The organism is Runella limosa DSM 17973 (genome assembly GCF_000482465.1).
Taxonomy (GTDB): domain Bacteria; phylum Bacteroidota; class Bacteroidia; order Cytophagales; family Spirosomataceae; genus Runella; species Runella limosa.
In genome coordinates this window covers 76,233-101,747 of sequence record NZ_KI519421.1, presented here as the reverse complement: position 1 = coordinate 101,747, position 25,515 = coordinate 76,233, and the positions used below count along the sequence as shown (strand labels likewise).

Annotated in this window: 15 protein-coding genes and 1 tRNA gene; 10 read left to right on the top strand and 6 right to left on the bottom strand. The window is 43.1% G+C overall.

The window, feature by feature from the left end; genetic code table 11:
* Positions 1–14: 14 nt before the first annotated feature.
* Complete coding sequence (locus K339_RS0116220) at positions 15–3,026, bottom strand: SusC/RagA family TonB-linked outer membrane protein (RefSeq protein ID WP_211243812.1); 3,012 nt, start codon at positions 3,024–3,026, stop codon at positions 15–17.
* Between the two features lie 203 nt (positions 3,027–3,229).
* Here K339_RS0116220 and K339_RS0116215 point away from each other — a divergent pair, with 203 nt between their 5' ends.
* Genes K339_RS0116215 through K339_RS36015 form a run of 3 tightly spaced genes read left to right on the top strand, consistent with a single transcriptional unit; the run spans position 3,230 to position 10,899 of the window.
* Positions 3,230–6,022, top strand: coding sequence for a triple tyrosine motif-containing protein (locus K339_RS0116215; protein WP_028524534.1), 2,793 nt, complete (start codon positions 3,230–3,232; stop codon positions 6,020–6,022).
* Positions 6,023–6,048: 26 nt separating this feature from the next.
* A complete protein-coding gene (locus K339_RS0116210; protein ID WP_374754654.1) occupies positions 6,049–9,663 on the top strand; it encodes a PAS domain S-box protein in 3,615 nt (1,204 codons plus the stop codon).
* 12 nt (positions 9,664–9,675) lie between these two features.
* Entirely contained in the window at positions 9,676–10,899 is a 1,224-nt protein-coding gene (locus tag K339_RS36015; protein ID WP_028524532.1) for a 1-acyl-sn-glycerol-3-phosphate acyltransferase, read from the top strand.
* Here the strand turns inward: K339_RS36015 and K339_RS0116200 are convergent.
* Together K339_RS0116200 and K339_RS0116195 are read right to left on the bottom strand one after the other, a co-directional pair.
* Positions 10,896–11,669: a 3-keto-disaccharide hydrolase gene (locus tag K339_RS0116200; RefSeq protein WP_028524531.1), complete on the bottom strand. Its 774-nt coding sequence runs from the start codon at positions 11,667–11,669 to the stop codon at positions 10,896–10,898. The two genes, K339_RS36015 and K339_RS0116200, sit on opposite strands and share 4 nt — an antisense overlap.
* 46 nt (positions 11,670–11,715) lie before the next feature.
* On the bottom strand, positions 11,716–12,612 hold the full coding sequence (locus tag K339_RS0116195; RefSeq protein ID WP_028524530.1) for a DUF6454 family protein: 897 nt from the start codon (positions 12,610–12,612) through the stop codon (positions 11,716–11,718).
* Between the two features lie 120 nt (positions 12,613–12,732).
* Between K339_RS0116195 and K339_RS0116190 the strand changes: the two genes are divergently transcribed.
* Positions 12,733–13,383: a YdcF family protein gene (locus tag K339_RS0116190; RefSeq protein WP_028524529.1), complete on the top strand. Its 651-nt coding sequence runs from the start codon at positions 12,733–12,735 to the stop codon at positions 13,381–13,383.
* On the opposite strand, the gene K339_RS0116185 is transcribed toward K339_RS0116190, so the two are convergent.
* Together K339_RS0116185 and K339_RS0116180 are read right to left on the bottom strand one after the other, a co-directional pair.
* Complete coding sequence (locus K339_RS0116185) at positions 13,351–14,850, bottom strand: LptF/LptG family permease (protein WP_028524528.1); 1,500 nt, start codon at positions 14,848–14,850, stop codon at positions 13,351–13,353. The genes K339_RS0116190 and K339_RS0116185 overlap by 33 nt on opposite strands.
* A gap of 31 nt (positions 14,851–14,881) precedes the next feature.
* Positions 14,882–15,274: an START-like domain-containing protein gene (locus K339_RS0116180; protein ID WP_028524527.1), complete on the bottom strand. Its 393-nt coding sequence runs from the start codon at positions 15,272–15,274 to the stop codon at positions 14,882–14,884.
* 156 nt (positions 15,275–15,430) lie between these two features.
* Between K339_RS0116180 and K339_RS0116175 the strand changes: the two genes are divergently transcribed.
* The 4 genes from K339_RS0116175 (at position 15,431) to K339_RS0116160 (ending at position 22,402) form a co-directional block, all read left to right on the top strand.
* Positions 15,431–15,504, top strand: a tRNA-Met gene (locus K339_RS0116175).
* A 178-nt stretch (positions 15,505–15,682) separates the two neighbouring features.
* Positions 15,683–21,760 (top strand): hypothetical protein, encoded by a 6,078-nt coding sequence (locus K339_RS0116170; protein ID WP_028524526.1) that lies wholly within the window; start codon positions 15,683–15,685, stop codon positions 21,758–21,760.
* A 100-nt stretch (positions 21,761–21,860) separates the two neighbouring features.
* Complete coding sequence (locus K339_RS0116165) at positions 21,861–22,130, top strand: helix-turn-helix domain-containing protein (protein WP_028524525.1); 270 nt, start codon at positions 21,861–21,863, stop codon at positions 22,128–22,130.
* A 2-nt stretch (positions 22,131–22,132) separates the two neighbouring features.
* Positions 22,133–22,402 (top strand): hypothetical protein, encoded by a 270-nt coding sequence (locus tag K339_RS0116160; RefSeq protein WP_028524524.1) that lies wholly within the window; start codon positions 22,133–22,135, stop codon positions 22,400–22,402.
* On the opposite strand, the gene K339_RS0116155 is transcribed toward K339_RS0116160, so the two are convergent.
* A complete protein-coding gene (locus K339_RS0116155; protein ID WP_028524523.1) occupies positions 22,399–23,169 on the bottom strand; it encodes a hypothetical protein in 771 nt (256 codons plus the stop codon). The two genes, K339_RS0116160 and K339_RS0116155, sit on opposite strands and share 4 nt — an antisense overlap.
* Before the next feature lie 79 nt (positions 23,170–23,248).
* Between K339_RS0116155 and K339_RS0116150 the strand changes: the two genes are divergently transcribed.
* The gene (locus K339_RS0116150) at positions 23,249–23,893 is read left to right on the top strand and encodes a hypothetical protein (protein WP_028524522.1); all 645 of its coding nucleotides are present in this window, start codon (positions 23,249–23,251) and stop codon (positions 23,891–23,893) included.
* Positions 23,894–23,982: 89 nt separating this feature from the next.
* Positions 23,983–25,488, top strand: a complete 1,506-nt coding sequence (locus tag K339_RS0116145; RefSeq protein ID WP_028524521.1) for a type IV secretory system conjugative DNA transfer family protein — start codon at positions 23,983–23,985, stop codon at positions 25,486–25,488.
* Positions 25,489–25,515 lie beyond the last annotated feature (27 nt).

Genomic DNA, 25,515 nt, shown 5'->3' with positions numbered 1-25,515 from the left:
GGAATATCACTGATTTAGAACCCTACATTGATACCTACTGCCAACGTTTTTGTGGTGGGGTAGGCGTTTAGCTCAATCCCCGCTCGGGTGGGATCACCTGGGAGCTCGGGCGTAAAACCAGTGTATTTTTTTAAAGTGAAGATATTTTGGGCAGTAATAAACACCCTCGCCGTGCCGATATGGGCTTTTTGGAGGGTAGCTGCTGGGAGTGAATAACTCAGGGTAACGTTGTTGAGACGAATGAAATTTCCTGATTCAATAAAGTAAGTGGATGCAGGAAGGTTGCCAGCATTGGCCGCAGGTTCGGTTTGGATGCCACTTCCGCGCGTCCAACGGCCATAAGCCATGGAGCGTTCAACATTGTCGAGCAGTGCCTGACGGAAGGCTTTTTTTCCGTTGTAAACCACATTCCCGAGGTTTCCAATGGCATCGGCGCTGAAATCAAAACTTTTGTAGGTAAAGCCAAGGTTGATTCCAAAAAATACTTTGGGTTGATACGAACCTGCAAACACGCGGTCGGCGTCGTCGATGCGTCCGTCGTCGTTGGTATCTTGGTACTTAAAGTCTCCTGCCGAGGCCCCTGGTTGAATCACTTGTCCTTTGGAGTTTTTATAGGCCGATATTTCATCATCAGTTTGGAAAACGCCCAATACTTGAAGTACATAAAAACTTCCGACGGGTTGGCCATTATCGGTTTTGGTGGTGTATTGTTGAGCTGCCCCGATGCCCCCGTCAAGAATTGGTTGTCCGCCGTTAAGGCCAATCACGCTGTTTTTGTTGAAAGTGGCATTTGCTCCAATGCGGTACGAAATGGTCGAACTGATTTTGTCTCTCCAGTTGAGCATTGCTTCTAAACCCGTGTTACGAATCGAAGCGGCATTGGTCAAAACAACCCCGTCTTTATCGCCCGTCACTGATGGCACTTTGACGTTGATGAGAAGATTACGGGATTTTTTGTCGTAAAACCCAAATTCCCCCTGCAAACGTCCGTTCATGGCGCTAAACTCTAGCCCCAAGTCCATTTCTTCGGTGGTTTCCCATTTCAAATTTGGGTCTTTGATTTGGGTAATGGCCGAGCCCAATGTGGCAGTTCCTCCGCCAAAAGCGTAAGCAAGGTTTGGCTCTACGGTCACAAGGTAGCCGTCCGAATCAATGCGGTCGTTGCCTACGCGCCCCCAACTTGCCCTAATTTTGAGGGTTTCAAACAGGTGCTGACCTTGCATAAACGATTCTTCTGAAAGCACCCAGCCAAGCCCCACCGAGGGGAAATACCCCCAACGGTTTTGGATGGGAAAACGAGAGCTGCCGTCGGCACGTAAAGTGGCTGTTAATAAGTATTTGTCTTTGAAATTGTAATTAGCACGGCTGATGTAGGAATTGCGTGCCCATTTGTCCCCGTCGCCTGAGTTGGTTGAGGTGTTGGCATTTCCCGTGTTGATATACCAAAGGTTGGAAGCCGCAGGGACGTCTCTTCGGTAGGCACTGAAGGTATTCATCGAATAAGCTTCGGCAGTGGTTCCTACCATTACGCCAAAGGTGTGGTCGTTCCATTGTTTATTAAACGACACCGTATTGTCCCAAACCCAGCGAAATAAGTTCGTTTGACGACTGGTTAGGTTGCTGTTCGGGTTTCGTTGATTTCCACCAGGTTGAATAAACGTCGTACCGTCGTTGTTGAACTGATAGTTATAAACACGCTGGTTAGAAAAAATCAAATCGCCTCCCATACTGCTGCGAAATGTCAAAAAAGTAAGCGGTTTAAACTCCACATATCCCGCTCCTTGTAAACGGTTGTTGAGGGTTAAATCATCGTTGTTTTTGATGTCCAAAACGGCATTTCCTACGTTTTGATAGAGCGATGTGTTTCCGTACAGCCCATTTTCAACGGCAGGAATAATAGGAGCAGCCCGATAGGCATTGTTGTAGGCCGCTCCTAAGTTAACGTTCTGATCTCGACTGTTGGCGTACGAGGTCATTAAGCCGATTTTTAGTTTGGGATGAAGTGTAAAGTCGTTGTTGAGGCGAGCGGTAAAGCGCTTAAAAATGTTGTTAATCACAATGCCTTCGTCGGTCAAATACCCTAGGCTCAAATAATGAGTCGCTTTTTCGGAACCACCCGAAATCGACAAGTTATGGTTCTGCATCATGGCAGTTCGCAGAATTTGCCCATACCAATCGGTCGAGGTAGTTCCTGCCTGAATTGGCCGCCCGCTGGCTGCGCTCAAGTAGTTGGCATATTCGGTGGCATTGGCCATTTTGACAAGATTTGCCGCCTGACGCGCCCCAATTTGGTTGTTGTAATTGACTGATAATTTGCCAGATACTCCTTTCTTGGTTGTGATAATGACGACCCCATTGGCTCCACGAGAGCCGTAAATGGCTGTGGAGGAGGCATCTTTCAAAATATCGACATTGGTGATGTCGGCGGTGTTTATGTTGCTAATGTCATCGGTCAAAACCCCATCAACTACAAACAACGTGGCGGTGCCTGCCAAAGCCGTGCCTGTTCCACGGATACGGATGTTGGGAGAGCTTCCTGGGCGGCCGCTGCTGATGATTTGAACCCCCGCCACTTTTCCCTGAATGGCTTGGGTAGGCGTCATCACAGGCTGCTTGGCAAGGTCTTCACCTTTGATGCTCGATGTAGCCCCCGTAATATCGACTTTGCGTTGGGTACCATAGCCTACTACCACTACTTGCGCCAGTTCGTTGGCGGCCTCCGAAAGGCTAATGTTTAGGGTTGCTTGTCCAGTGTAAGCGACTTCTTTGGTTTCGTACCCGACACTCGAAATTACCAGGGTAGCGTTTGAAGAAACAGCCAACGTAAATTGCCCATTCATGTCGGTGGTTGCCCCTTGACTTGTTCCTTTGATGGCGATTGATACCCCTGGGATTCCTTCTTTGGTTTTTTCGTCCGAAACTTTCCCCGTGAGTTTGTTTTGGGCTACTGTCACAAACCCTACCAATAGCAGCAGAAGCGTACTTGTAAGTGTTTTCATGGTTAGCTGTTGTAATGTCTTCATCATAGTTTAGTATAGGCTAAATAAAAATGATAATTGTAATAAAATAAGATATAATGGTGTAATACGAAGGCAAAGGTAAGGCTGTTTGCAAATTGAATCCTAATTATTGGATACATCAATACCACATCATATCTTAGAAATTTTCAAATAAATGCGTATTTTGCCACATCATTGTCGTTTTTTTGATGTGAATCACCCTCTTTTTTATGAGTAAAAGGTTTTTGCGTAGTGTGTACTGGCTTGGGTTTTGGGGATGCTTTTTTTTGATTAAAACAGCGCTTTCTCAAACGGTAGAATCACTCTGTTTGCCTGCGCTTTATAACCATAGCCACCTGACTTATAAGGCCGATAGACAAAACTGGAAGATTACCCAAAGCCCTACAACCCAGTTTATGTACTTTGCCAATTCAAAGGGGCTGTTGGAGTTTGATGGGGCGCGCTGGCGGGTATATGAGTTGCCCAATAAGCAAATTGTACGCTCGGTTTGGGCGGATGCAAATGGACTGATTTATACGGGAGCGCTGGGTGAGTTTGGCTATTGGAAAGAAAGCGCAAAAGGCGTTTTGCAGTATCATTCTTTGAAGAAATTGGTGAATGACCAAGCGTTTCAAAACGAAGAAATTTGGCATATTCTACCCACTCCGTCGGGCGTTCTTTTCCAATCTTTTGCTTTTATGTACTTGTACCAAGGGGGCAAAGTAAAGAAACTCAAAACTCCTGGCAACATCTTGTTTACGTTTCAGGCTGGAAAGTCTTTTTACCTTGAAGTTATCGACAAGGGTTTGTTTGAATTAAAAGGGGAGCGCTTTCAGAAAATAGCAGCTAGCGATTTTTTGGGAAAAGAAGCCATTTATACCGTTGCTACTACTGCTATTCCTAAGGAACTGCTGATTGGTACAAACAAGGGCCTGTATCGTTTTGATGGGAAACAATTTTCGGTATTTAACCAAGAATTACACGATTTTATCCGAACCAACCAGTTGAATGCAGCTACCCGACTTCGTAATGGCAATTATGTGTTTGGAACCATCCGACAAGGCTTGGTCTTGACCAACCAGCGAGGAGAGATTTTGTATAAGATTAACCAAAAAAATGGCCTTCAAAACAACACGGTTCTTTCGCTTTTTGAGGATGAAAAAGGCAATGTGTGGGTTGGTTTAGATAATGGTATTTCGATGCTTGCGTTGAGTTCGCCCTTCAAATATTTTGAAGACCTTGAGGGAAAAATTGGCACAGTGTATGACATCATAACGTTTCAGAACACGCTTTATTTGGCCACGAATCACGGGGTTTTTGCCAAGGCACTGACGTCAAAAGCCGAATTTCAACTCATTCGGGGGCTACAGGGGCAAGCGTGGGATTTGGAGGTGTTTGACAATCAGCTATTGTGTGGACACAACAACGGAACGTATCGGATTGAGGGAGATAAGGCCATTCAGTTGTCTGATATAACGGGTGGGTGGCAGCTAAAACGCGCGCTCAATAAACCGTCGATGCTGATTCAAAGTACTTACACCAAGCTCTGTTTGTATGAAAAAGATGCGCAGGGAAAGTGGGTGTTCAAACATACGATGGAGGGTTTTTCAAATCCAACGGCGCAATGGGAGGAGCTGCCCGACGGTCGATTGATTCTTAATACTAAAAATGCGGGTTTGGTGTTGCTGCAACCTGCAAGTGATTATAAAACGACCAAAAAGGTAACAAACCTGGGGCTAAGGGCCATTAACTTACTGAAACAGGACAAAATCTACATTACTTCGGAGAAAGGTGTGCAAGAGTTTGACCAAAAGCAGTCGAAATTTATCCCATCTGCTCGTTTTGAGGAAAGTAAAGCACAAAAGCTTTTTGCCTTTTCGGATAAAAGTTGGTGGGAATTGACGGTTTCAGGAGGGTTGCGTTTATTGAAAGAGCCCAACCAATGGCAAGTGGTGCCGCTGCAAAACAATTTTTTGGTGGATGATTATGAGACCATTGTCTCACATGATTCGGTGGCGAGAATTTTTGGGCGAGAAAACGGATTCGCTTTTTTGGCTTCCACCGACTTGTTGACCCAAAATAACGTTAGCCCATTGATTCGAGGTTTGGAAGTAGAACAGTTTCCAGAACTAACGCAGTATTACTCTAAAAATGGCCGCTCGGGCGAAATAGCGCTGAAATACAACCAAAACAATCTTAGGTTTAAGTTTAGCTCTACTGATTTTGCCTCTAGTGTCAAATACAGTTATTGGTTAGAAAATGCGTCGAAAGACTGGTCAGATTTTTCTGACAATTCGGTGAAAGAGTTCAATAATTTGATGCCAGGGAATTATACTTTGCACCTCAAAACGAACACAGGCTTGCAAGAAGCAACCCTGAATTTTAGTATTTTGCCACCTTGGTACTGGAATTTATGGAGCAAATTGGTTTATTGTCTATTTTTCTGCTTGATTTGTTTTTTCTTGTACCAATGGCATAAAAGACGTTTGGCGGCAGAAAACGAACGTTTGCAGCAGCAAAAAGCCCTTGAATTGAAAGAACAAAAGGAAAAAAATCGACAAGAAATTATTAGAATTAGGAATGAACAGTTGGAGCAAGATTTGGTGAGGAAGTCGGAGGAGTTGGCCAATTCTACCATGGAATTGATTAAGAAAAACGAGCTTTTTCAAGAAATTCAGACCAAGGTAAGTGAGATGCAGGTTCATTCTAAACCCAATGATTTTCAGCAACTTTCCAAATGGATTGAAACCCATATTTCAACTGGAAAAGATTGGCAGGTTTTTGAACAAAATTTCAACCAAGTACACGAACAGTTTTTTAAAAAATTGATGGAAAACTATCCAGATTTGTCCAAAGGTGATTTGAAACTTGCGGCTTATTTGCGTATGAATCTTTCATCAAAAGAAATTTCCCAGTTGTTGAATATCACCTATCGAAGTGTTGAGCTTAAACGCTATCGACTGCGGAAAAAAATGAACCTTGGGCAAGACGAGAACCTTGCCGAATTTATGATGAGTTTTTAGAGCCTTTAATTACTTTTTTTGTGGAAATCACCTTGAAAATCGAACCTAGCTCCTTTATTGACCAACTTAATTTGTTTGGACTGACGGTACTGCCAACGGGTAGAATTCGTTTCGCCAATGCCTACACCACCCGTATGCTGGGCTGGAGTGTGGAGGAGTTGCAACGCTTCAATTTTTTTGAAGATTTGCTGACCGCCGAACACCGTAGCGCAATCCAAACCTTTATCAACGAATCCATTGAGCGGGGGAGGGTGGCCGAATTTCGAGAAATACCGCTGGTTTCTAAAAATAAACACCTGCGAACAATTCAGCTTAACTCGCTGATTTTGAATAAAAATGAGGGAGAGCTTATCGATTTTACCCTGATTGGGGACGACGTGACGAATAAACTACGCGTCGCCAATGCCCTTGATAAATCGAACGCTCAGTTGCAGGATTTGGTGGATAATACCAGTGACTTGATTCAGTTGGTGTCGTTGGAGGGAAAGTTTTTGTTTGTCAATCGAGTCTGGCGCGAACGCCTTGGCTACGATTTGGAGGATTTGGCAACGCTCCAACTGAAAGATATTCTGTGGCCTGAAGCCGCCGATGCAACCCTCCAACTCCTCAAACGCATCCAAGAAGGAGAGCAAGTGCCTGATTTTGAGACCGTTTTTTGGGATAAGCAACACAAAAAAATATACCTAACGGGCAGTGTTACTTGTCGGTATGAAAACGGAAAACCAACCGCCTTTCGTTGTATTCTTCACGATGCTACCAGCCGCGTTCGAGCCGAGCGCTCACAGAGTTTGTATTACAGCATCGCCAATTGGATGATTAAAACGCAAGACTTGGATGAGTTTTATGAACGCGTACACGAGGAATTGGGGAAGGTGATTGATGCCAAAAACTTTTTTATTGCGCTCTACGACCCTACAAAGAGCTATATGTACTTTCCGTACTACGTCGATGAATACTTCAAAGGCAATGTGCGGTTTACAAAACGAAAAATCGGGAATGGCCTGACGGAATATGCCATTCGCGCTAACAAATCGTTGTTTTTATACGAAAAAGACATTGAAGAGCTGGCTGAAAAGCAGGGGCTTTATATGTACGGAAAAATACCAAAAGTGCTGTTGTGTGTTCCACTCCGTATTGGCGATCGGGTGACGGGTATCATTGGGGTAAAATCATATACAAACGCCAATCAATACCGCCATCGTAACCTCGAAATGCTGGAATTTATTTCGGGACAAGTTGCTTTAGCCATCGCTCGTAAGCAAAACGAAGCTGAACTCAATCGCCAAACGGCACGCTTGAACGCCATCTTTGACAGTAGTTCGTACCTGATTTGGTCGGTCAACAAAGCGTTGCAGTTGACTTCATTCAACAAAAACTACGTGGCGTTTTTGCAACAGCACCTACGGACAACCCCCGCAATTAATACCACAACCGAGCGATTGGGATGGCAGCTAATGACGATTGACAACCGCCGTTTGATAGAAGAACGTTATCGTCAGGCATTTAGAGGGACACCGCAAGGATTTGAAATGAAAATGGAGTCCCGAAATGGAGACATGGACATGTGGCTTGAGTTTAGTTTGAGCCCCATTCGTACCAATGGAAGCGCTATCGAAGAAGTATCGGGGATTGCCCGCGACATTACGCCAAGAAAACTGGCCGAGCTTTCGATGCAGCAAAGCGAGGAGAAATTTCGGGGTATTTTTGTCAACCTGCAAGATATTTACGTGAGAGCCGACCGTTCGGGGCGAATTACCATGATTAGTCCGTCGGTGCTTAAACGTACTGGATATACCATTGAAGAAGCCCTAAATACCAAAGTCGCCGATTATTTTGTAAACAAAAAGGATGTTCACAAAGCCTTGGTTCGCTTGTCTCGGGATAAAAGTTTACGAAATTTTGAGGCCGAGCTGCGAATAAAAGATGGCACCGCGCGCCAGTTTATGTTTAATATGCTTTTGTTAAATGACGAGGACGGCGCACCGATTTTTGCTGCTTTGGCACGAGATATTACTGAACTTAAACGCAATCAAGCCGAATTGGTCAAAGCCAAAGAGGAGGCAGAACGGTCGCTGAAAGTGAAAGAAAGGTTCTTGGCCAACATGAGTCACGAGATTCGTACGCCCATGAACGGCGTAATTGGAATGCTAGATCTTTTGAACGGAACGCAACTGGATGTGGAACAAAAAGACTACGTCCAAACGATGCGGCGTTCGTCGGAAACGTTATTGAATATTTTGAATGATATTCTGGACCTTTCTAAAATTGAAGCAGGAAAAATGGCGCTCAATGAAGCCCCTGTTTCGTTGGAAGAAATTTTTGAAAAATTAACGGCACTTTTCTCGCAAGTTGCTAAAAATAAGAACAATACGCTTGTTTGTAAGTTTGACGAAGGGCTGCCCCAATACATCATTGCGGATCAAACGCGCCTGCTTCAAATTTTGTCAAACCTGACTTCCAATGCCCTCAAGTTTACCGAAAATGGTGAGGTAAAAGTGGACGTGTCGCTGGTGTGGTCAAAAGGTAAGTTTCACAAAATTAAAGTTGAAGTGCGAGATTCTGGAATCGGAATCACGCCCGAAAACCTTAAACTGTTGTTCAATGCCTTTACGCAAGTTGATAATTCGTCCCGAAAAACATTTGGTGGAACGGGGCTGGGTTTGGTGATTTCCAAGGAGTTAACTCGTTTGATGAAGGGAGAAATTGGGGTGGAGTCTGAGCTTGGCCATGGAAGCATGTTTTGGTTTACGTTTGAGACCAAAGAGACAGTTATTAGTCCGATTCAGCAGCAAAAATCGTTGTCGGAAGAAATTAAGCTTGAGAACTATTTCCACGAGTACCGCCCGACTATTTTGTTGGTCGATGACAATTTTGTAAACCGCAAAGTGGCCAGTGAAATCTTGAAAAAAGCGGGTTGCATTGTCGATACGGCTGATAGTGGTAAGAAAGCAATTGAACTCGTTGCGGCTACATTTTCACCCGAAAAACAGCATTATGATGTCATTTTTATGGACATCCAAATGCCTGATATGGACGGCATCGAAACCACCCAAAATTTGCGGAATCAGTTTGGGAAAACCTTACCAACCGTAGTGGCCATGACGGCCTACTCAATGAAAGAAGATAGGGAGCGTTTTTTGAGCCAAGGAATGGACGATTATGTGCCAAAACCTATTCGTGCTCAGGTGCTTATCCAAAAGGTGAAGGAGATTGTGGACGCAGGAAAATCGCTGAAAGATACAATCGCCCTTAGCCAAAAACAAAAGGAAATTGCCCAAGAAATCAAGCTACCTATCATTGATTTAGACATTGTGGCGCAATTGCGTGATTTGGGGGGAATGGAGCTAATTAGTTCCATTTTTGAAGATTTCGTCATTGAGTCCACCGAGTTGGTAAACGAAGCCGTAGCGGCTTTTGCTGAAAACGATATACCAGTTGTCAAAAGCAATATGCACACGCTTAAAGGAAGTGCGGGTACAATTGGGGTATCGCGGGTGGCCGAAATTGCCAGAATAGGAGAGAGCAAACTCAAAACAAACGATACCAGTACATTGGCAGTAGATTTGGCCAACCTCGAACGAGAGTTTAACGTGTTTTTAAAAGAATATCAACAGATTTTAGAAGAATTTGCTCAAAGTTAGCATTTAGATACCATGTCGCACCGCACTTTTTCTTACAGCCTTTTGAGGGCTTACGTTCGTTTTTGGCACAATACTATTTTTTACCGTCAAGTAGAAATTAAGAATTTTCCTTCGCATTTACCACCAGATGCGCCGTTGTTGATTATTTCTAACCACCAAAATACCTTAATGGATGCTTTGGCGATTGTGCTCAACGTCGGCAAACGCCAACCTTACTTTTTGACCCGAGCCGATTTGTTCAAAAAAGATACCGTTCGAAAATTATTGATGTCTCTAAAAATGCTGCCTGTGTATCGTTTGCGAGATGGGGTAGATGAAATGCAGCAAAACGATGAAATTTTTCAAACTTGCGTCAATATTTTGAGTACGGGAGGGACGTTGGCGGCATTTCCTGAAGGAAATCATGGGGTGCAGTACCACCTCCGTCCGTTTAAGAAAGGACTGGCACGTATTGCTTTTCGGGCAGAAACAGAGCACGATTGGCAGGTGAATTTGCAAATTCTTCCCTGCGGATTGTACTATTCGCATTGCCAAAAAATGGGGGAAAGATTGGTGTTAAACTTTGGAGAACCGTTTAAAGTAAGCGATTATCGGGCTGATTATGAGCAAAATCAGCCACGTACGTTAACCCAAATCACCCGCCGAATGTCGGACGAAATTAAGTCGTTGATGTTACATATTGATGATTTGCCCCACCACGATACAATAAAATGGCTAACCGACAAAGAAAGCCGTAAAGCGGGGGACATGCTGACGCATATTCTACAAAAATCGGAAGAACTTTCGAGTCTAAAAGCCAATGAACCAGAGGTATATGCCAAAAAAATAGAAGAAGCTTCGGCAGAGCGGAAGCGGCTTTCGAGCCAAGGAATTGAGGCTGAGATTGCGGGGCAACCCCAGCCTTCCTTGATTGCTTTGCTGTTGAAAACCTTGGGAATGATTGGCACGTTGCCTATTTGGCTTTACGGCACTATCAACAGTGGTATTGCTTACGGGATTCCTTTTTTGATGACAAAAAAATTAAAAGACCCGCAGTTTTCGAGCGCATTTAGGATTGTACTTTTTGCCCTTGTTACGTTTCCTTTGATATGGTTACTCCAAACAGGAATTGTATGGGCAATCACTGATTTGAAAACTGCCGCAATTTATGCCCTTTTGTTGGCACCCACGGGATCCTTTGCCCACCGTTGGGCGCGTTGGTGGAGCGAGACGATGCAGCAGTGGAAACTTCGCTAAAAGTCGGTAGATGACTTGTTGATGTCCATTTTTTGAATCCAAATATTACGATAAAGCACATCGTGGCCTTCGGCTTGTAGCTTGAGGCCACCAGGCGTATCGGTAATGCCTTTTCCGCCGTCGTTACCTCCGTCAATTCCTGAGTTAGGTCCACCCCATACTTGGTTAATGTGCTGATTTTTATGGACTTTCTTGCCGTTGAAATACATCGTTACGAGGGCTTTTTCGATCAGTTTACCATCTTTAAAACGAGCGGCTCTAAACACAATGTCGTACGCATTCCATTTTCCAACGCCATTGTAGGCATAATAAGGTGAAGGCGTTTCGTTGATGACCGCTGCCATTCCGTGCGAAGTAGTGTCACCGTCAAGCACCTGAATTTCGTAGCGATTTTGAAGGTAAACCCCGCTGTTTCCCCCAGGTTTTTGAATCAAAAACTCGATGTGCAGTCGAAAATCACGAAATTTCTCCTTCGTGACAATGTCTGCCGAGCCATACTTTCCACCAGCCGCTGCGGGGTCATTGGTATTTAGGGCCGTTCCTTTATCCACGGGGTCATTGACGATAAACCATTTGATGGGCAGGGTAGCTGCTAGGCGTGGGCCGTCCCAATACGTCCATTTCTCATCCAACATTTGGCGAGAACCATCAAAATAAACTTCCGCTTTTTTGGGCGCTTTAACGCCAACCCCTACTTGGGCAGCTGATTGGTAGGAAGTAAAAGCAGCCAGTGCTGCGATGACGATAGGTTTAGAAAATTTAAAATTCATGTTGAGAGGTAGTTGAATTACTTTCAAAAGCGTCAAATCGTGCATTCTACTTCAAAACAGTCTCATAGACAAATAAGGTAGAGGTGGCATCGTCGTCGGGGACAAAATAAGCCCGCAAACCTTGGGCGGTGGATTCGATGAAAAAAGGATTGTTGGTCATGGGTGCCCCCGTAGGCGACCAAAGTAAAAGTGGAACCTGAAAAACGGGCCGATTGTCGGTCAAGTTGACAATTTCTAACCCGCCCAAACTAAGCGTTGTTCCGTCGTTTTTTTTGAATTTTTGCAAACCACCGCAGAGCATAAGGTTTGGGCTTATCGAGTGACAATCTTGGTAATCGATGTAAAATGAAGGGTTGGTGATGCGTAGTTTTTCAGGGGTATTTATTGTTTTGGTTACTGCGCCAGTTTTATCTAAATTCCAGTGGTAGAAATTCCGCGAGCCCCAGCTTGCTCCCGACAGTGTTTGGGAAGAAGTAGGATGTACAATAGCGCCAATGTGGTCATCAAACCGCATTACTTCTTGGGCGGCTAGTGACTCGGGTTCTACTTTATAAATGATGGAGCGGCTGTTGGGTCGGTATTCGGCCACGGGTACCCAAATGTACTTTCCGTCAAAATCAATACCACCAGGATGATACATTGAACCTTCACCGAGGGTGATTTTGGCCAATAATTTGCCCGTTATGTCAAACTTAAAAAGGTGTCCAACTCCTTCGCCACCATCACTTGAATCGCGGCGTTTTCGGGTTACTTCGACCGAGCTCATGTAAAAAAAATCCCCAATTTTGACCATTCCTTGGGGGTGAAAACTAGGAAATTGGAGCCGAATAGCGGCGGTTTGCGACCATTCGGTGGCTGGGCGCAATTGCTTGATTTTTTCGACAAGGGAATGTTGGGCAAAAAGCGGGCTCGTTATAAGTAAAAAGGGAAGTAGATATTTCATTTCCGTTTAGCGATGTGTGATTTTATGAGAAGAGGCTAGCTAGATAAAGTAAGAAGCAGCACGAATCTTCCTTATATGTTGAAAAAAGTATCATTCAATTAATCGAAATATAAAGAAAAAATGATTCCAGAAACGACCCTAGCACTTGCCCAGCAACTTTGGGACTATCACCATGTTAATCAGAATCTACAAAAATCAGACTGTATTTTGGTATTAGGAAGTCACGATTTGCGCGTGGCCGAGCGGGGAGCGGAGTTGTATCTGCAAGGTTGGGCACCTTTGCTTATCATGTCAGGTGGTCTTGGGAGACTTACCCAAGAAATGTGGTCGGAGCCTGAAGCCGATAAATTTGCAAAAATTGCCCTCGAAATGGGTGTTCCTGAGGAAGCGATTTTGATTGAAAACAAGTCAACCAACACGGGAGAGAATATTTTATTTACCCAGCAATTACTACAAAAAGAGAACCTTGCCCCAGAGCGGTTTATTGTCGTCCAAAAACCCTACATGGAGCGGCGAAGTTTTGCTACTTTTAAGAAACACTGGCCAGAAAAAGAGTTGATTGTTACCTCACCCCAACTTTCGATGCAAGCATATCCCACTGCCGAAATTACGCTGGAAGAAATGATTCATATCATGGTAGGAGATCTTCAACGCATCAAAGTTTACCCAGAAAAAGGGTTTCAGATTGAACAAGAAATTCCCAAAGAGGTGTGGGAGGCGTTTGAAAAACTGGTTTCGTTAGGCTTCAACAGCCACCTTATTGGCGGATGATTTACGATTTTTCCACTTCTTTTTTATCCGTTCTACCCAAATGATATAAATGTCTTTATCAAACAATCGGGAATCTTTGAGGGCGCGGTCGGCAAAGTACATACCTACAAAAAATAGAATGGTGTTTGAAAACCAAGCCCCCACAGGTACCCAAACCAGGCCATCCTTGGCCCATTTGTCGCCTTGTAGGGTAAGTACGTAGGATAAAATAAACAACAAAACCGACACTAAAACGGGAATACCAAAGCCTCCTTTTTTGATGATAGCGCCAAGTGGAGCACCGAGCAAAAACATGATGAAACACGACACCGCTTGGGTGTATTTGTGGTGCATTTCTAGGTCATAGCGGTACCATGCTTTCCCTTTTTCGGTAATGTAGGTTTTGTTACTTTCGGCGTAAGAGCGGATGTTTTGGGCTTGACTCAGGGCGGTCGCTACCACTTGTTCTTTCTCCGCAGGAAGTACAATGGCTTTTTTCTTTAACAAAGAGTCCACCCATTTGCCAAATTTAGGCGTGGTATTTTTCGCCATGGTTTCGGCACGGAAAGCGTAGCTAAAATATTGTTTTGACTGAGGCAGTAGGCCATCCCTGCTTTTGCGGTATTCTTTTTTGAGCGAATCGGCTACTTTGCGCAGTTCTTTGGCATCTTTCATGTACTCGTGGTACTGAAATTGATTCTCGTCGGTACGTTTGAGGCCAAACGATTCCAAGCTGACAACCATTTTGTAGTGCCCAAAATGCGAGCGGGTAAATTGGCCTCCACTATTGGGAGATGAAAAAGAGTTGGCAGTTTGGGCTGCCTCCGAGTATTGGGTGCCGTTGAAAAGCTCAAAAACCAAATAACTTTTATCGTTGATGGTGTACATCAAGCCCGAATCGGCTAAAATCACTTCACGGTTGCCTGCGTTGTAATCATTGACGTTGTGACGATACACGACCAGTCCTTTGAGGCTTCGCTCGTTGGGCGCGGGGAATTTTTTGTCCACCTTAATATTATGTCCTGGAAGGTCATTGTAGAAAATACCTTCTTTAATATTAAGTGTAGCTTTGGCTGTTTTGATATCATAGAGCAGACTGTACCCTTTCAAATTGGCCCAAGGTGCTACCTTATTGTTGTACCAAAATGAAAAAAGAGTGATGGCAATCACCATGACCATGACCGAGCGCATGGCACGCCAAGTAGAGATACCCGCACTTTTGATGGCTGTTAGCTCAAAAAATTCACCCAAGTTTCCGAAAGTCATGAGTGAAGAAAGGAGCACTGCCAAAGGAAGGGCGATAGGGATGGTTATGAGGCTAAAAAAGACGATGAGTTTAACATAGTTTAACAAATCAATGTCTTTGCCGACGAGTTCATTGAGGTATTGGGAAATGAGGCGCATCAAAAAAATGAAGACCACAATGCACAACGTCAACGCAAACGGCCCTAGAAATGACCGTAAAACTAGCTTATCAATCTTTTTCATGCACTTTTAACTGAACCTCGGCTACAGATACCTAGCTTCCTACAATTTCTTTGAGACTATCGATTAAACCATCCCAAAGGTCTTTTAGTTCTTCGCTGTCGGTGTTTGTAGAGTAGTCGGTAATGCGCAAATAGGTCGAGCCTGTCAGGTCGCTTACCTCTACTTTAAATTCGATATAATTGTTATCGCGGTTATTATCGCTTGTGTTCAAGAACTCAAATTTGGCACTTTTATTGAGCCGAAGCGAGGTTTGTTCGGCAATGTGGCTTTCTTTATCCCAGATAAAATCGAAGCTATGGTTAGGTTTCACATTTACTTTTTCACAAAACCATTCAGAAAGTCCCGATGCTGTACTCAAGTACGGGAACAACATTTTAGGCGAGGCGCGGAGCTCGTATTCGTTTGAGTATTTGAATTTTTGCATAGCATTTTCTTTTGTTCGGTCTTAAAGGTAAGAAAAGTCTTTTACTTAGGTAATTACCTTCCCCAACAAAGGGGCAAAATAGAAACTTCTTACAATTATTCAAAATGTGTTTGCGTATTTAAAATATTTATTCTACTTTTGCACCACCAAAACGATGGCGGGGTAGCTCAGATGGTTAGAGCGTAGGATTCATAACCCTAAGGTCGGCAGTTCGATCCTGCTCCCCGCTACACTGATTATGAGGCCGTTACGATGAAAATTCGTGACGGCTTTTTTCTTTGGTACAACATAGGTACAACATTCTGTAATTCCACTAGCTTCCTCAATATTTGTAGAAAAAGATTAGAACATATGAGTGCTATGTCTAAAAGTTTGTAAATTTAAGACTAGTACTTAATTATAATCAGAATGTCAAAGACTTCAGCATCTGGAGATCGTATAGATTTTGGAGGGAAAGTTCCTCAATTTGAACTGTTTGCGCATAAAATCTATGTAGAGCTAACACACCGAAATTTAGTATGGATAAAAATAGGAGATCCTGATGCCGGGAATGCTGATGATATTCAGTATGCAACAAACACTGAAATCCGTGCTTATCAAGTCAAATGGTCACAACAATCACAAAAGCCACCTTTTAGATATTTAGAGTTTTTAGAACTATTTCCAAGATTAAGAGAAAGTTGGCTGAATCTGAAAAAGGCTAATAAAGACATGGAGGTGCCGATTTACGTACATTTACTGACCAATCGCATACCTTCCACTCATGATCAGTTGTCAATAGATCGCCCTACGAATACGAAAAGATTAATCGGAAGTTTTTCTGATTTTTTAAAACATGCCTGGTTAATTATTCATTCAGGTAATAAGCCCGATGGTGATTGGGGTATCTTTTTAGATCAGGTATGTAAAACATTAAATCTATCACAAACTGATTTTTTAACGTTCGCACAGCATCTGAGACTTGAGTTTGACGTAAAACTTCCTCAGGCAATAGATCATAAATACCATGAAATCTATAAGAATGATACCACTAAATTATATAAATTTTTTCATGATACTCTTGCTCATCCGAGTGGACCTGTAAAATTCACTGCCGATGATCTTATTAAACAAATGCAATGGGAGGGTCGCATTAAAACTATTTTTTCGCACGACTTTTTTATCGACCCTACTATCTATCAACCAAATACTTCAACAATTAATCAACTTTCCGAAGCAATCGAGTTATTGCCTGGTAAGTATATATTCCTTGAAGGAAGCCCGGGGTCGGGCAAATCCTCGCTTTTAACTCAGTGGGCTATAGGTCGTACAGAAAAAGTGATTAAATATTTTGCATTCCTCAATCAAAGTCATGGTAACCAGCCTATTAGAGGCGAAGCTGTCAACTTGTATCATGATTTATCTATTCAACTTACGGAAAGCGGGTTTTTCGGCAGTACAATTTTTGGGATACAAGGCAATTTAACAGAAACTCAGCAGGTTTTTCAGAACCAACTGCAACAAGTTGGTGATTTATATAAAGCACAAAACCTAAAGACAATTATTATTATAGATGGCTTAGACCATATTCCCAGAGAATACTCCAAACAAGGTACATTGCTTGAACAACTTCCAAATCCCAATGATATACCAGATGGTGTGTATATAATTTTAGGCAGTCAGTCTTTTGATTTGGCCGGCTTACCAATTTCAGTAAAACAAACGATTAATCAGTCTGGTAGAAAAATCAAAGTGCTACCACTCTTTTCATCAGCCGTGAGCCTTATTGCAGATAGCGTATTAGATAATCCTCTTACCCAAGCCCAACATGAATTATTATTTTTAGCGTCAGAAGGCCATCCTTTATTTTTACAATATATGTTGCGGGCATTGAAAAATGAAGATACTTCTACTTCTATTGAGGAAATATTGGCGCACCTTCCTCCATTCCGTGGAGATATTGAAGATTATTACGAACGAATATGGCAGGAATTTGAGGCTGATGACGATATTGCTGATTTCTTAGGGTTAGTTAGTCGACTTCGTTTCGGTTTCCACTTAAATATGGAACCCGAATGGTCTATCTCACGCGCAGCCGCCTTAAAATTACGTCGATGGTTCAATCAGTTTTTTGATGACTCATATGGATATAAAACATTTTTTCACAACAGTTTTAGACAATTCTTGCTTAGAAAGACGGCTGAAAGTCCCCTAAGCGGGACATACAGTTATCAAACGCATCTTAATTACCATGCTCGCTTAGCTAATTTATCGGTTACCTCATCAAGTAGACTATTCCGCCATGAGCATTTATATCATGTATATCATGCAGAACAGTTTGACCGATTTCACGAAACTCTAACTCCTGAATATGTCGATCGGCAACGTCATGCCTGTCGACCATTTGATTTAATTCGTGAAGATTTGATTCTTGGACTACAGTTAGCAGCAGAGAGCCAAGACTTACAATATATGTTGCGCTATGGCTTCCTGATGGGTGAGTTACATCGGCGAGAGTGGAATATCAATCAGGTTCATTTTCTAAATTATTTCCCTAACCTGTTCAACTTCGAATCGGTGGTTGAATATGCGTTATTACCTATTAATTCATCGGAACGACGCAGTCGAGCACTGGAAATTGCCAGACTTCTTTATCAAAACAATTATGAAGCAGAAGCACGCCGGCTATTCATTCTGGCGGAGCCAAATGCTTATATTGGAACTAACCTGATTATTGATACTTATAAATCACATTGGCAAGAGCAGGCAAAACCACTGGAAGCCTGGGTAAGGATAAAATGCTTTTGGGTTGACCCTATTGAACTACTTAAGAAAATTGTGCACGTCAAGATAAAAGAGGATAGTAATGAACATGATAATCAGGAATTGCAGGTACGATTACTTGATGCCTTGATCCAATCACTTTCTGATTCTCCCTTTCATCGACCGAAGTTATTGAACATTTTCAGCTCTTTCGACTATAGTCATGAAAATAATATAAATTTTTTCTTACCCCGACTCCATAAAGTCATAACTGTTTGTCTTCAAGATGGTGATACTGATTTATGCGAGTCTTTGATGAGTATCTTCTTGAGAGACATGAAGCCGACTGATTTTCCAATTGATAAGAGAATTGAGATTGCACAACTGTTATACAATATAGGTAAGTATTCAAAAGAGTATCAAAACTGGGTTCATAATATTGATTTAAAGCCACTAATTGAAATACCTGTCGATAGTATCTCGGAAGGTAGACTCGACTACTACCTACCCTACTTCTGGTATATTACGCTACAAACTATAAACTATAAATCAATAAACTTATTAAAACTGTTTCCAGATGTCTTAGGTGCAAAGCACTATGACCCTGTAGTTACCGAGTGGTTTAGAATGCTGGCTCGAATTGCTATTCTGAGAGGAGAAGGACTCAGAGGTGAACGGTTTAACGGACACAATTTTTTACCCATTATTCGATTTTATTATCGTCCTGAACCACATATATCCAAATCTACACAATACCGCATGCATATGATGCGGGATACATACTATAAGCATATGGTTGAAGCAATCGCTACGTATGGGTCTGATTCTCTTATAAAAGCCTCTGTCTTGTTCGAAAATGAGATAACCCAATACCCAACTTACTGGTCGGCAGAATCTCAAATCAATATATGGTATGCCTTCCATTCGTGTAGCCTGAATAAAGATCGAGTAAAACCATTTATCGACAGTATAGCCGAGGCAGTAATTGCTGAACAGGGAGATCTGGATGGCCGTATAAATGTATCCTTAGAACTAAGTGAAAAGTACTTAGAAATAGGCGAGACCGAAACGGCTCAATTTTGGCTGTTACGCACAATGGATGAATCATTAGGTATAGGCTATCGTAAAGACTATCAATTCAATGATTGGATTTCGTGGATGCGAAAAGCCAATTCCATTGAGCCTGAGAAAGCTCAAAACCGAATTTGTCAGCTTGTATCTTATTTAGATCATGTTGATCGGACAACAGATGGTGGGGGAGCTTCAGGTCGAGCAGCCTATGCTTTGCTGAAAGCATGCATGGATTGGAACAAAGTTGCAGCTATTGAGCTGTTTGAGTGGATGTTGAAAAAAAAGTATATTACTATTGATGATGGTACTGAGCTTCTGATTGATAAAATGTTGGAAGGAGAAATAACTACTTCTCTCTTGGCTGGTATTACTGATTTATTTGGGAAAGTGCTTTTGTTTTCATCAGAGTCACTTTCAAAGAAAACATTTTCCAATCTTGTCAGATGTCTGCAGAAACATAATCAAAATGAACTTTTAACAGAACTAATTGAAGACATTGAGAGGTATGCATTACCGGAACTGCGGACTGACTACCATCAACTACTTAGAAACGAGAGTGTCTCGTTTTCTCCGGTAAAAGGTTTGCCGATAAATAAACGTGAACAAGAGCATGAGGGTCTCCCAACTGTATATTTAGATAATTCGCGAATTACACAATCGGAATTTATTGATCAATATGAAACAGCCTCTGAATTGCAAAAATTACTACTGAAAGTTCATGAATCATCCGGTTATTTCAATTGGCCCGGTTGTTTAGGAAAGGTTCAGCATGAAATTGATGAGTCTTGGATCGTTGATACAGTTCAAGCCATTACAAATAAACGTGACGATTTATTCCGATTGATTTTAGCATTAGGTGAACTGGCTTATAAAAAGAAATATACTAAAACAGCAAAGGCTATTGCATCAAACCTGTTATCTGAAAAAGGAGACTCGTGGTCGCCCTTTTATGACGGAGGACGCAGGCTACGTGCATTTGAATTTGCTATTAAATCAGAAGGAGAACCGGCACTTAAGGCCGCTTGGTTCGATTTTGTTAATCAACTTGAACGGGGATCTCCGATTGAATTATTTCGTGAGCTTGATGAAATTATTCCCGTTTTGGCCCCTGAGGCTGATATACGATTGATTTGGGAAGAGATTGAAACTTATTTAAATCGAATGTTTTCTCAAATTAAACCGACTAGTGATGCGCCCATATCTGATCTTTTGCCTATTGACCCCGAATTTTTAATAGCCAGATTAGCACTTAAATTTTGTCTCGTGGGTGAGCGCGGACTACGAGAGTCTGCGTTGGGGCACGTAGCCAGAATGGCAGCCGTAAGTGAAAATTATATCGTTGAAATCCGCCGTTTTGTTAATGAAATAAATACAGATATTGATCTGGAACTTTTTGCAAAGATAGCTTTGTATTTGAGTAGAACGAACCCTCTCATTTTAAGCGAATTGCCTAGGGAATTAAGTAAACTATCGGAATCCTCCCTGTTTAGTAGCCAGGTAACTGCTTATGAATTAGTACAAAAACACAATTTGCCTAACGTTTCTATAAATCGAATACGTCGCCAATTGGTTTGGCTAAAACCATCCGTTGGAAAAAAGGGTGATGAATCGGAGCTTCATAGACTTGAAAAGTTACTCAGTAATATATGGAAAAATACGCAACTGACGCTAAAGAATTTACTTGATTCACTTAAATGGAATTTAAGTGAACTGGCGAATAGTAGCAGACTTGATATAGTAATTTTACTTCAACAAGCGATTACTTTGTTGGAAGATGAATGGCATCAGAAAAGTGGTAGATTTCGAGTATTGGTACAAGGTGGCGAGCTGGGCTTAGAAAGTACTTTTTATCCATATGCAATTATCATCCCTTTTCTGAAAGATCGTTTATTAAACGAACTATGGGAGGGGGGAAAAATACCACATTGGAAGCAAGCCTCCTGGTTAAATCCGATTTATGACTCTGTTACCCTTCAATTTAGGCAACATCGCCGTCCAGAAAAGGTGCCTGGTCTTATAGGATTTGAAGCGTATGATTGGTTACCTTCTAATTGGGTAGAAAAAATTGATTCAGGAACAAGGCATTTTATTGAACAAATTGGAGATTTCACCGTGGTAGCTGAGAAGAACATTTTTAGGGGGCTAGGCTGGGAGCTTGCTACTGAAGTGCGTGAGTCATGCTGGGCAATACGTGAGGAAAAGTCCTCAACTAATTTTTCAACAGGTGCATTTAATCGAATAGTAAACCTTTCAGTCGACGATTATATAGATATAAGTAATGGAAAGAATTTAATAAACACCTCTTCGCTATTCATTGCAACTTATGCAGAACATTGGCTTAATACCCCTTCTTATTTGGGCGAATGGATTGCCTTAAATCCGATTTTTGCTCGGCAATTGGGGTGGCGATTGGTTGATCCACTTCGTTTTCGCTGGGTTGATAAAAATAATAATATGATGATAGAGTCATTCTTTTGGGTGGATGGTAATATCCGCATGAGTCCACCTCATTTGAGAAGCCAATCGGGGTCCGGATGGATTGTAATAGCTTCTCAAGAAGCGATAAAAGCTTTAAAAAATCAGTTTAATTTACTTCACAAATATTATCTTAATCGTTATAGAGAAAATCCGCATAAAAATCAAAAATTACATTACACCAAATTAGTGGAATAAATAATTTTATAAACCCAGGTCCATTTGAAAAAGTTGAAAATATTTCTAATTTGGCGATAATTATCATTGACTGGTTTGCAAATTATTGTTTTCGCCTCTTATGCAAGTCATCTGCTTAGAAGAAGCCGCCTTTTATGCACTCGTTGAACAGGTCGTTGCCCGTTTGAAAGAAACCCATGGCGAAGAAAAAGAAAAGTGGATTTCTGACCAGCAGGCCATGCAGTTACTTAATATCAAGTCAAAGACCACACTGCAAAAACTGCGGGACGAAGGAAAAATCCGTTTCTCGCAACCCCAAAAGAAAATTATCCTCTACGACCGCGATTCCATTGACACCTATTTACAGCAAAACGCCCGTAACACTTTTTAATCATGGAAGATAACACCACTGTTTCGCCCGAGTACCAAAAACGTTTTAATGAAGGCTATACCATCGCTAAATACATGCCCGAACTGGCACAGCAACTCACGGAGGCGCTGAAAGACCGTGAAAGTAACGGTTTTCAGGACGGCCGTCAGCAGTTTTTGAGCGAACAAGTCAACGACAAACGCCCTGCTTGGCTCAGCGGTAATCGTTTGGCCAAAGCACCCCAATCACCCGCCAAAAACAAAGACCGTGACATTGAACCCGAACGCGATTAATCTTTGTCGGGTGACTTATCCTCTTTCCCTTTTGTCGGCGTGGGTTTCTCCGCTGATTTTTCCAATGCTTTGGTGTAGCTGAGCGATTGCGAAAACTTTGCCGACATCGACAGCCTTGGTTGCTCTTTCGCTTCCTCTTTGGGAGGCTCCTGCGAGGGCTTATCTGCATTACGCTCTTTGAAAGCTTGGATTTGTCGCTGCATAAACTCCTGCGAATTGCCTAGCTCCTTTTCGGTCTGGTCTGACTCTTTTTGAATATCTTCGGGGGACTTGGGGTCTTTGGGCGTCCCTTCCCTGAAATTCTTTAATTGAACGCGCATGTAATCCTGCGAGCTGTTGATGTCTTTTTCGACCTTCCCCACCCGCTGTAATTCCTTTTCCCCCTTTCCTTCAAAAGGGTTAGGGTACATTTTATCCATCAGCGTCTGACGAATTTGGGCGGCCGTCTCGGGGTCGGTCTCCAAAACGCTCATTTGTAGTTCAACACTTTCGTTAATATCCGCCTCAATCTGCGTTTTTTCGGCTTTCCATTGTTCCATCTGCCGTTCTTTGTTGCCCGAAGGCCCCGTGGTAAAACCAGGTGGGGAATACTTGAGGGTGTGGTGGTTGGGCTTTGATGCATCTTTCGAAGCTGCTTGCAACTGCTTATCAATTTCCGCCCGACGGTTCAGCTTTCCTTTGATTAAATCATCCAAGTACTCATACCCTTCGGGAAAGGTGGGCTCCTTCTTTTTGCCTTGGTCGTCATTATCCCCTTTGTCGCTCATGTTATTGGTGATTTAAGACTTGATTTATGGATGGATTATGCTAAAATGATGAATCTCTTTTTGTTAGCGGAGGCTTCTCATGGAGTGGCGAGAAAAAACCATTCAAAACGTTTTTGGGGGAGATGAAAAACGCTTTGAACAGGCCTATCAAGAAGCCGTCAAAGAAGCCATTAGTGAAGCCATCTCGTGGAAAGACTTAGCCCTGAATGCCACCGTACTCCCTGATTGGGAAAGCGCGACCAAAGACCTCATCGAACGACGATTAGGGTACTTACCTCATCCCGCTGTTAGTCTGCCCTTTGAGCCTTACCTGCGGGCTTTATTGCAACAATACCGCCAAGGAATATTATCGTCGGAAGCATTCACCCACGAAGCCGAAGCACACATTCAGCTCATTCGCAATGCCGACATGGCGCATTACGCTTTCACCGAAGCGGCACCTCACTTTGTACAAAGTTATCAAAAAATGGTCGAAATTTTTGGGCTAAAAGCCAAAGAACGATTAACGCGTTTCTTGGGCTATGAACCGCGTTTGGAACACTCACTGATGGCTGAACTTTGGCTGTACGACCTGATGATAAGAGATACTATTCGTTTGCCAGCGCATCTGACCGCGGTTGACTTCAAAGCCCTGACCATTGTTCGTTACCGTGAACATTTACTTACTCAAGGTCAGGCCGCCGCTGAAGCCTCTCCCTTGTTAGGTACCTTTTCCGCCGTTTGATAAATAAAATCTACGTTTTTGGGTAAATTGTTTGGTAGTCAGGCAAAAATAAATAAATTTGAGTACCATTTCTATGCCTTTTATTACCTATGGAGTTGTTCAATTTAGACCGCCCCATTATTGAACTAGCTTCCTCGCAAGAGCGCGGAAGTTGGAACGTGCGTCATGCCTTGGAAGGCGTACAAATCTTCGGTGGCATCGGTTCGGGAAAAACCTCAGGTTCGGGCCGAATGCTGGCGCTAAAATACCTCGCTCAAGGTTTCGGGGGCTTGGTACTGACGGTCAAACCCGACGAAAAACAGGCTTGGCAGGAATACTGCCGCCTAACGGGGCGCGAGCGGGATTTATTGGTGCTTGAACCCAACGGAGCCCATCGCTTTAACTTCCTGCAATACGAATCCCAGCAATCCCAGCATTCCATCACGGAAAATATCGTGGAGGTGTTGAAAACGGTCATACGCGCGGGAGAAGCCAAAGACAGTGGTAAAAGCGATGATGCCTTTTGGGAGACGGCCCTGGACATGCTCATCTTTAACGTCATTGACCTGTGCCAACTGGCCTACGGCAAACTCTCGCTGCAACAGATGTACGACATAGTGCAAACCATTCCCAAAAGTCACGAACAGCTGCAAACCTCAGCGAAAGAAGGAGAAGCGAAAGCATTTCAACAGGCTTTTGAAGCGGCGCGTAAGCGCGTTACCGAAAACATGGACGAGTGGTTTAACCGCCTGCCTGCCCACAAGCAGGCAGCCTTACAAAATGAACCCGACTTTGAGGCCGAACTGCTCCAAGCATTACCCGAAGCGCGACTGCTGAAATTCCTCGACCAATTCTTCTTTGACAGCTTCATCAGTCTTTCCGAGAAAACCCGTTCTATCATCGATTTTACCTTCTCGGGCTTTTTATTTCGGTTGCTGCGCGAACCCGTCTATTCCCTGTTCTGCCGCCAAGACTCAACCCTGACTCCCGAAGACTGCTGGCATGGCAAAATCATCCTGCTTAACCTACCCGTCAAGCTTTATCATAAAGTCGGGCGAGATTGCCAAATTTTATTCAAATACATTTGGCAACGAGCAATGGAAAAACGCCCCATCACGGCCAGTTCCCGCCCCGTGTTTTTGTGGGCGGACGAAGCGCAAAACTTCCTGCACGAACACGATGCCGACTACCAAGCCACCGCCCGTAGTAGCCGCATTGCCACGGTGTATATTTCCCAGAACCTACCCAACTACTACGCCTGCATGGGCGGACAAAAGGCGGAGTACCGCGTTAAAAGCTTTTTAGGTACGTTAGGTACCAAAATCTTTCACGCCAACGCCGATATTGAAACCAATAAATACGCCTCCGAGCTATTCGGAGACGCCTATTTTGAAGAAGAGTCCCACAGCGTGACGGTTTCCCAAAACTTTGGGCAAACCAAGTCCAAATCACTGAAACTGGAACGGATGGTGCGGGCCGAAGAATTTGTTCGCCTGCGAACGGGAGGCCCCCTGAATAATTTTCGCGTGGAAGGTTACGTACACCGCCAAGGCGACCCGCTATTGAAGGGACTGAACCACACCAAAATGGTCTTTAACCAGCAGTATTGCACTTAAACGGGAATTACTCACTTATAAATTTAA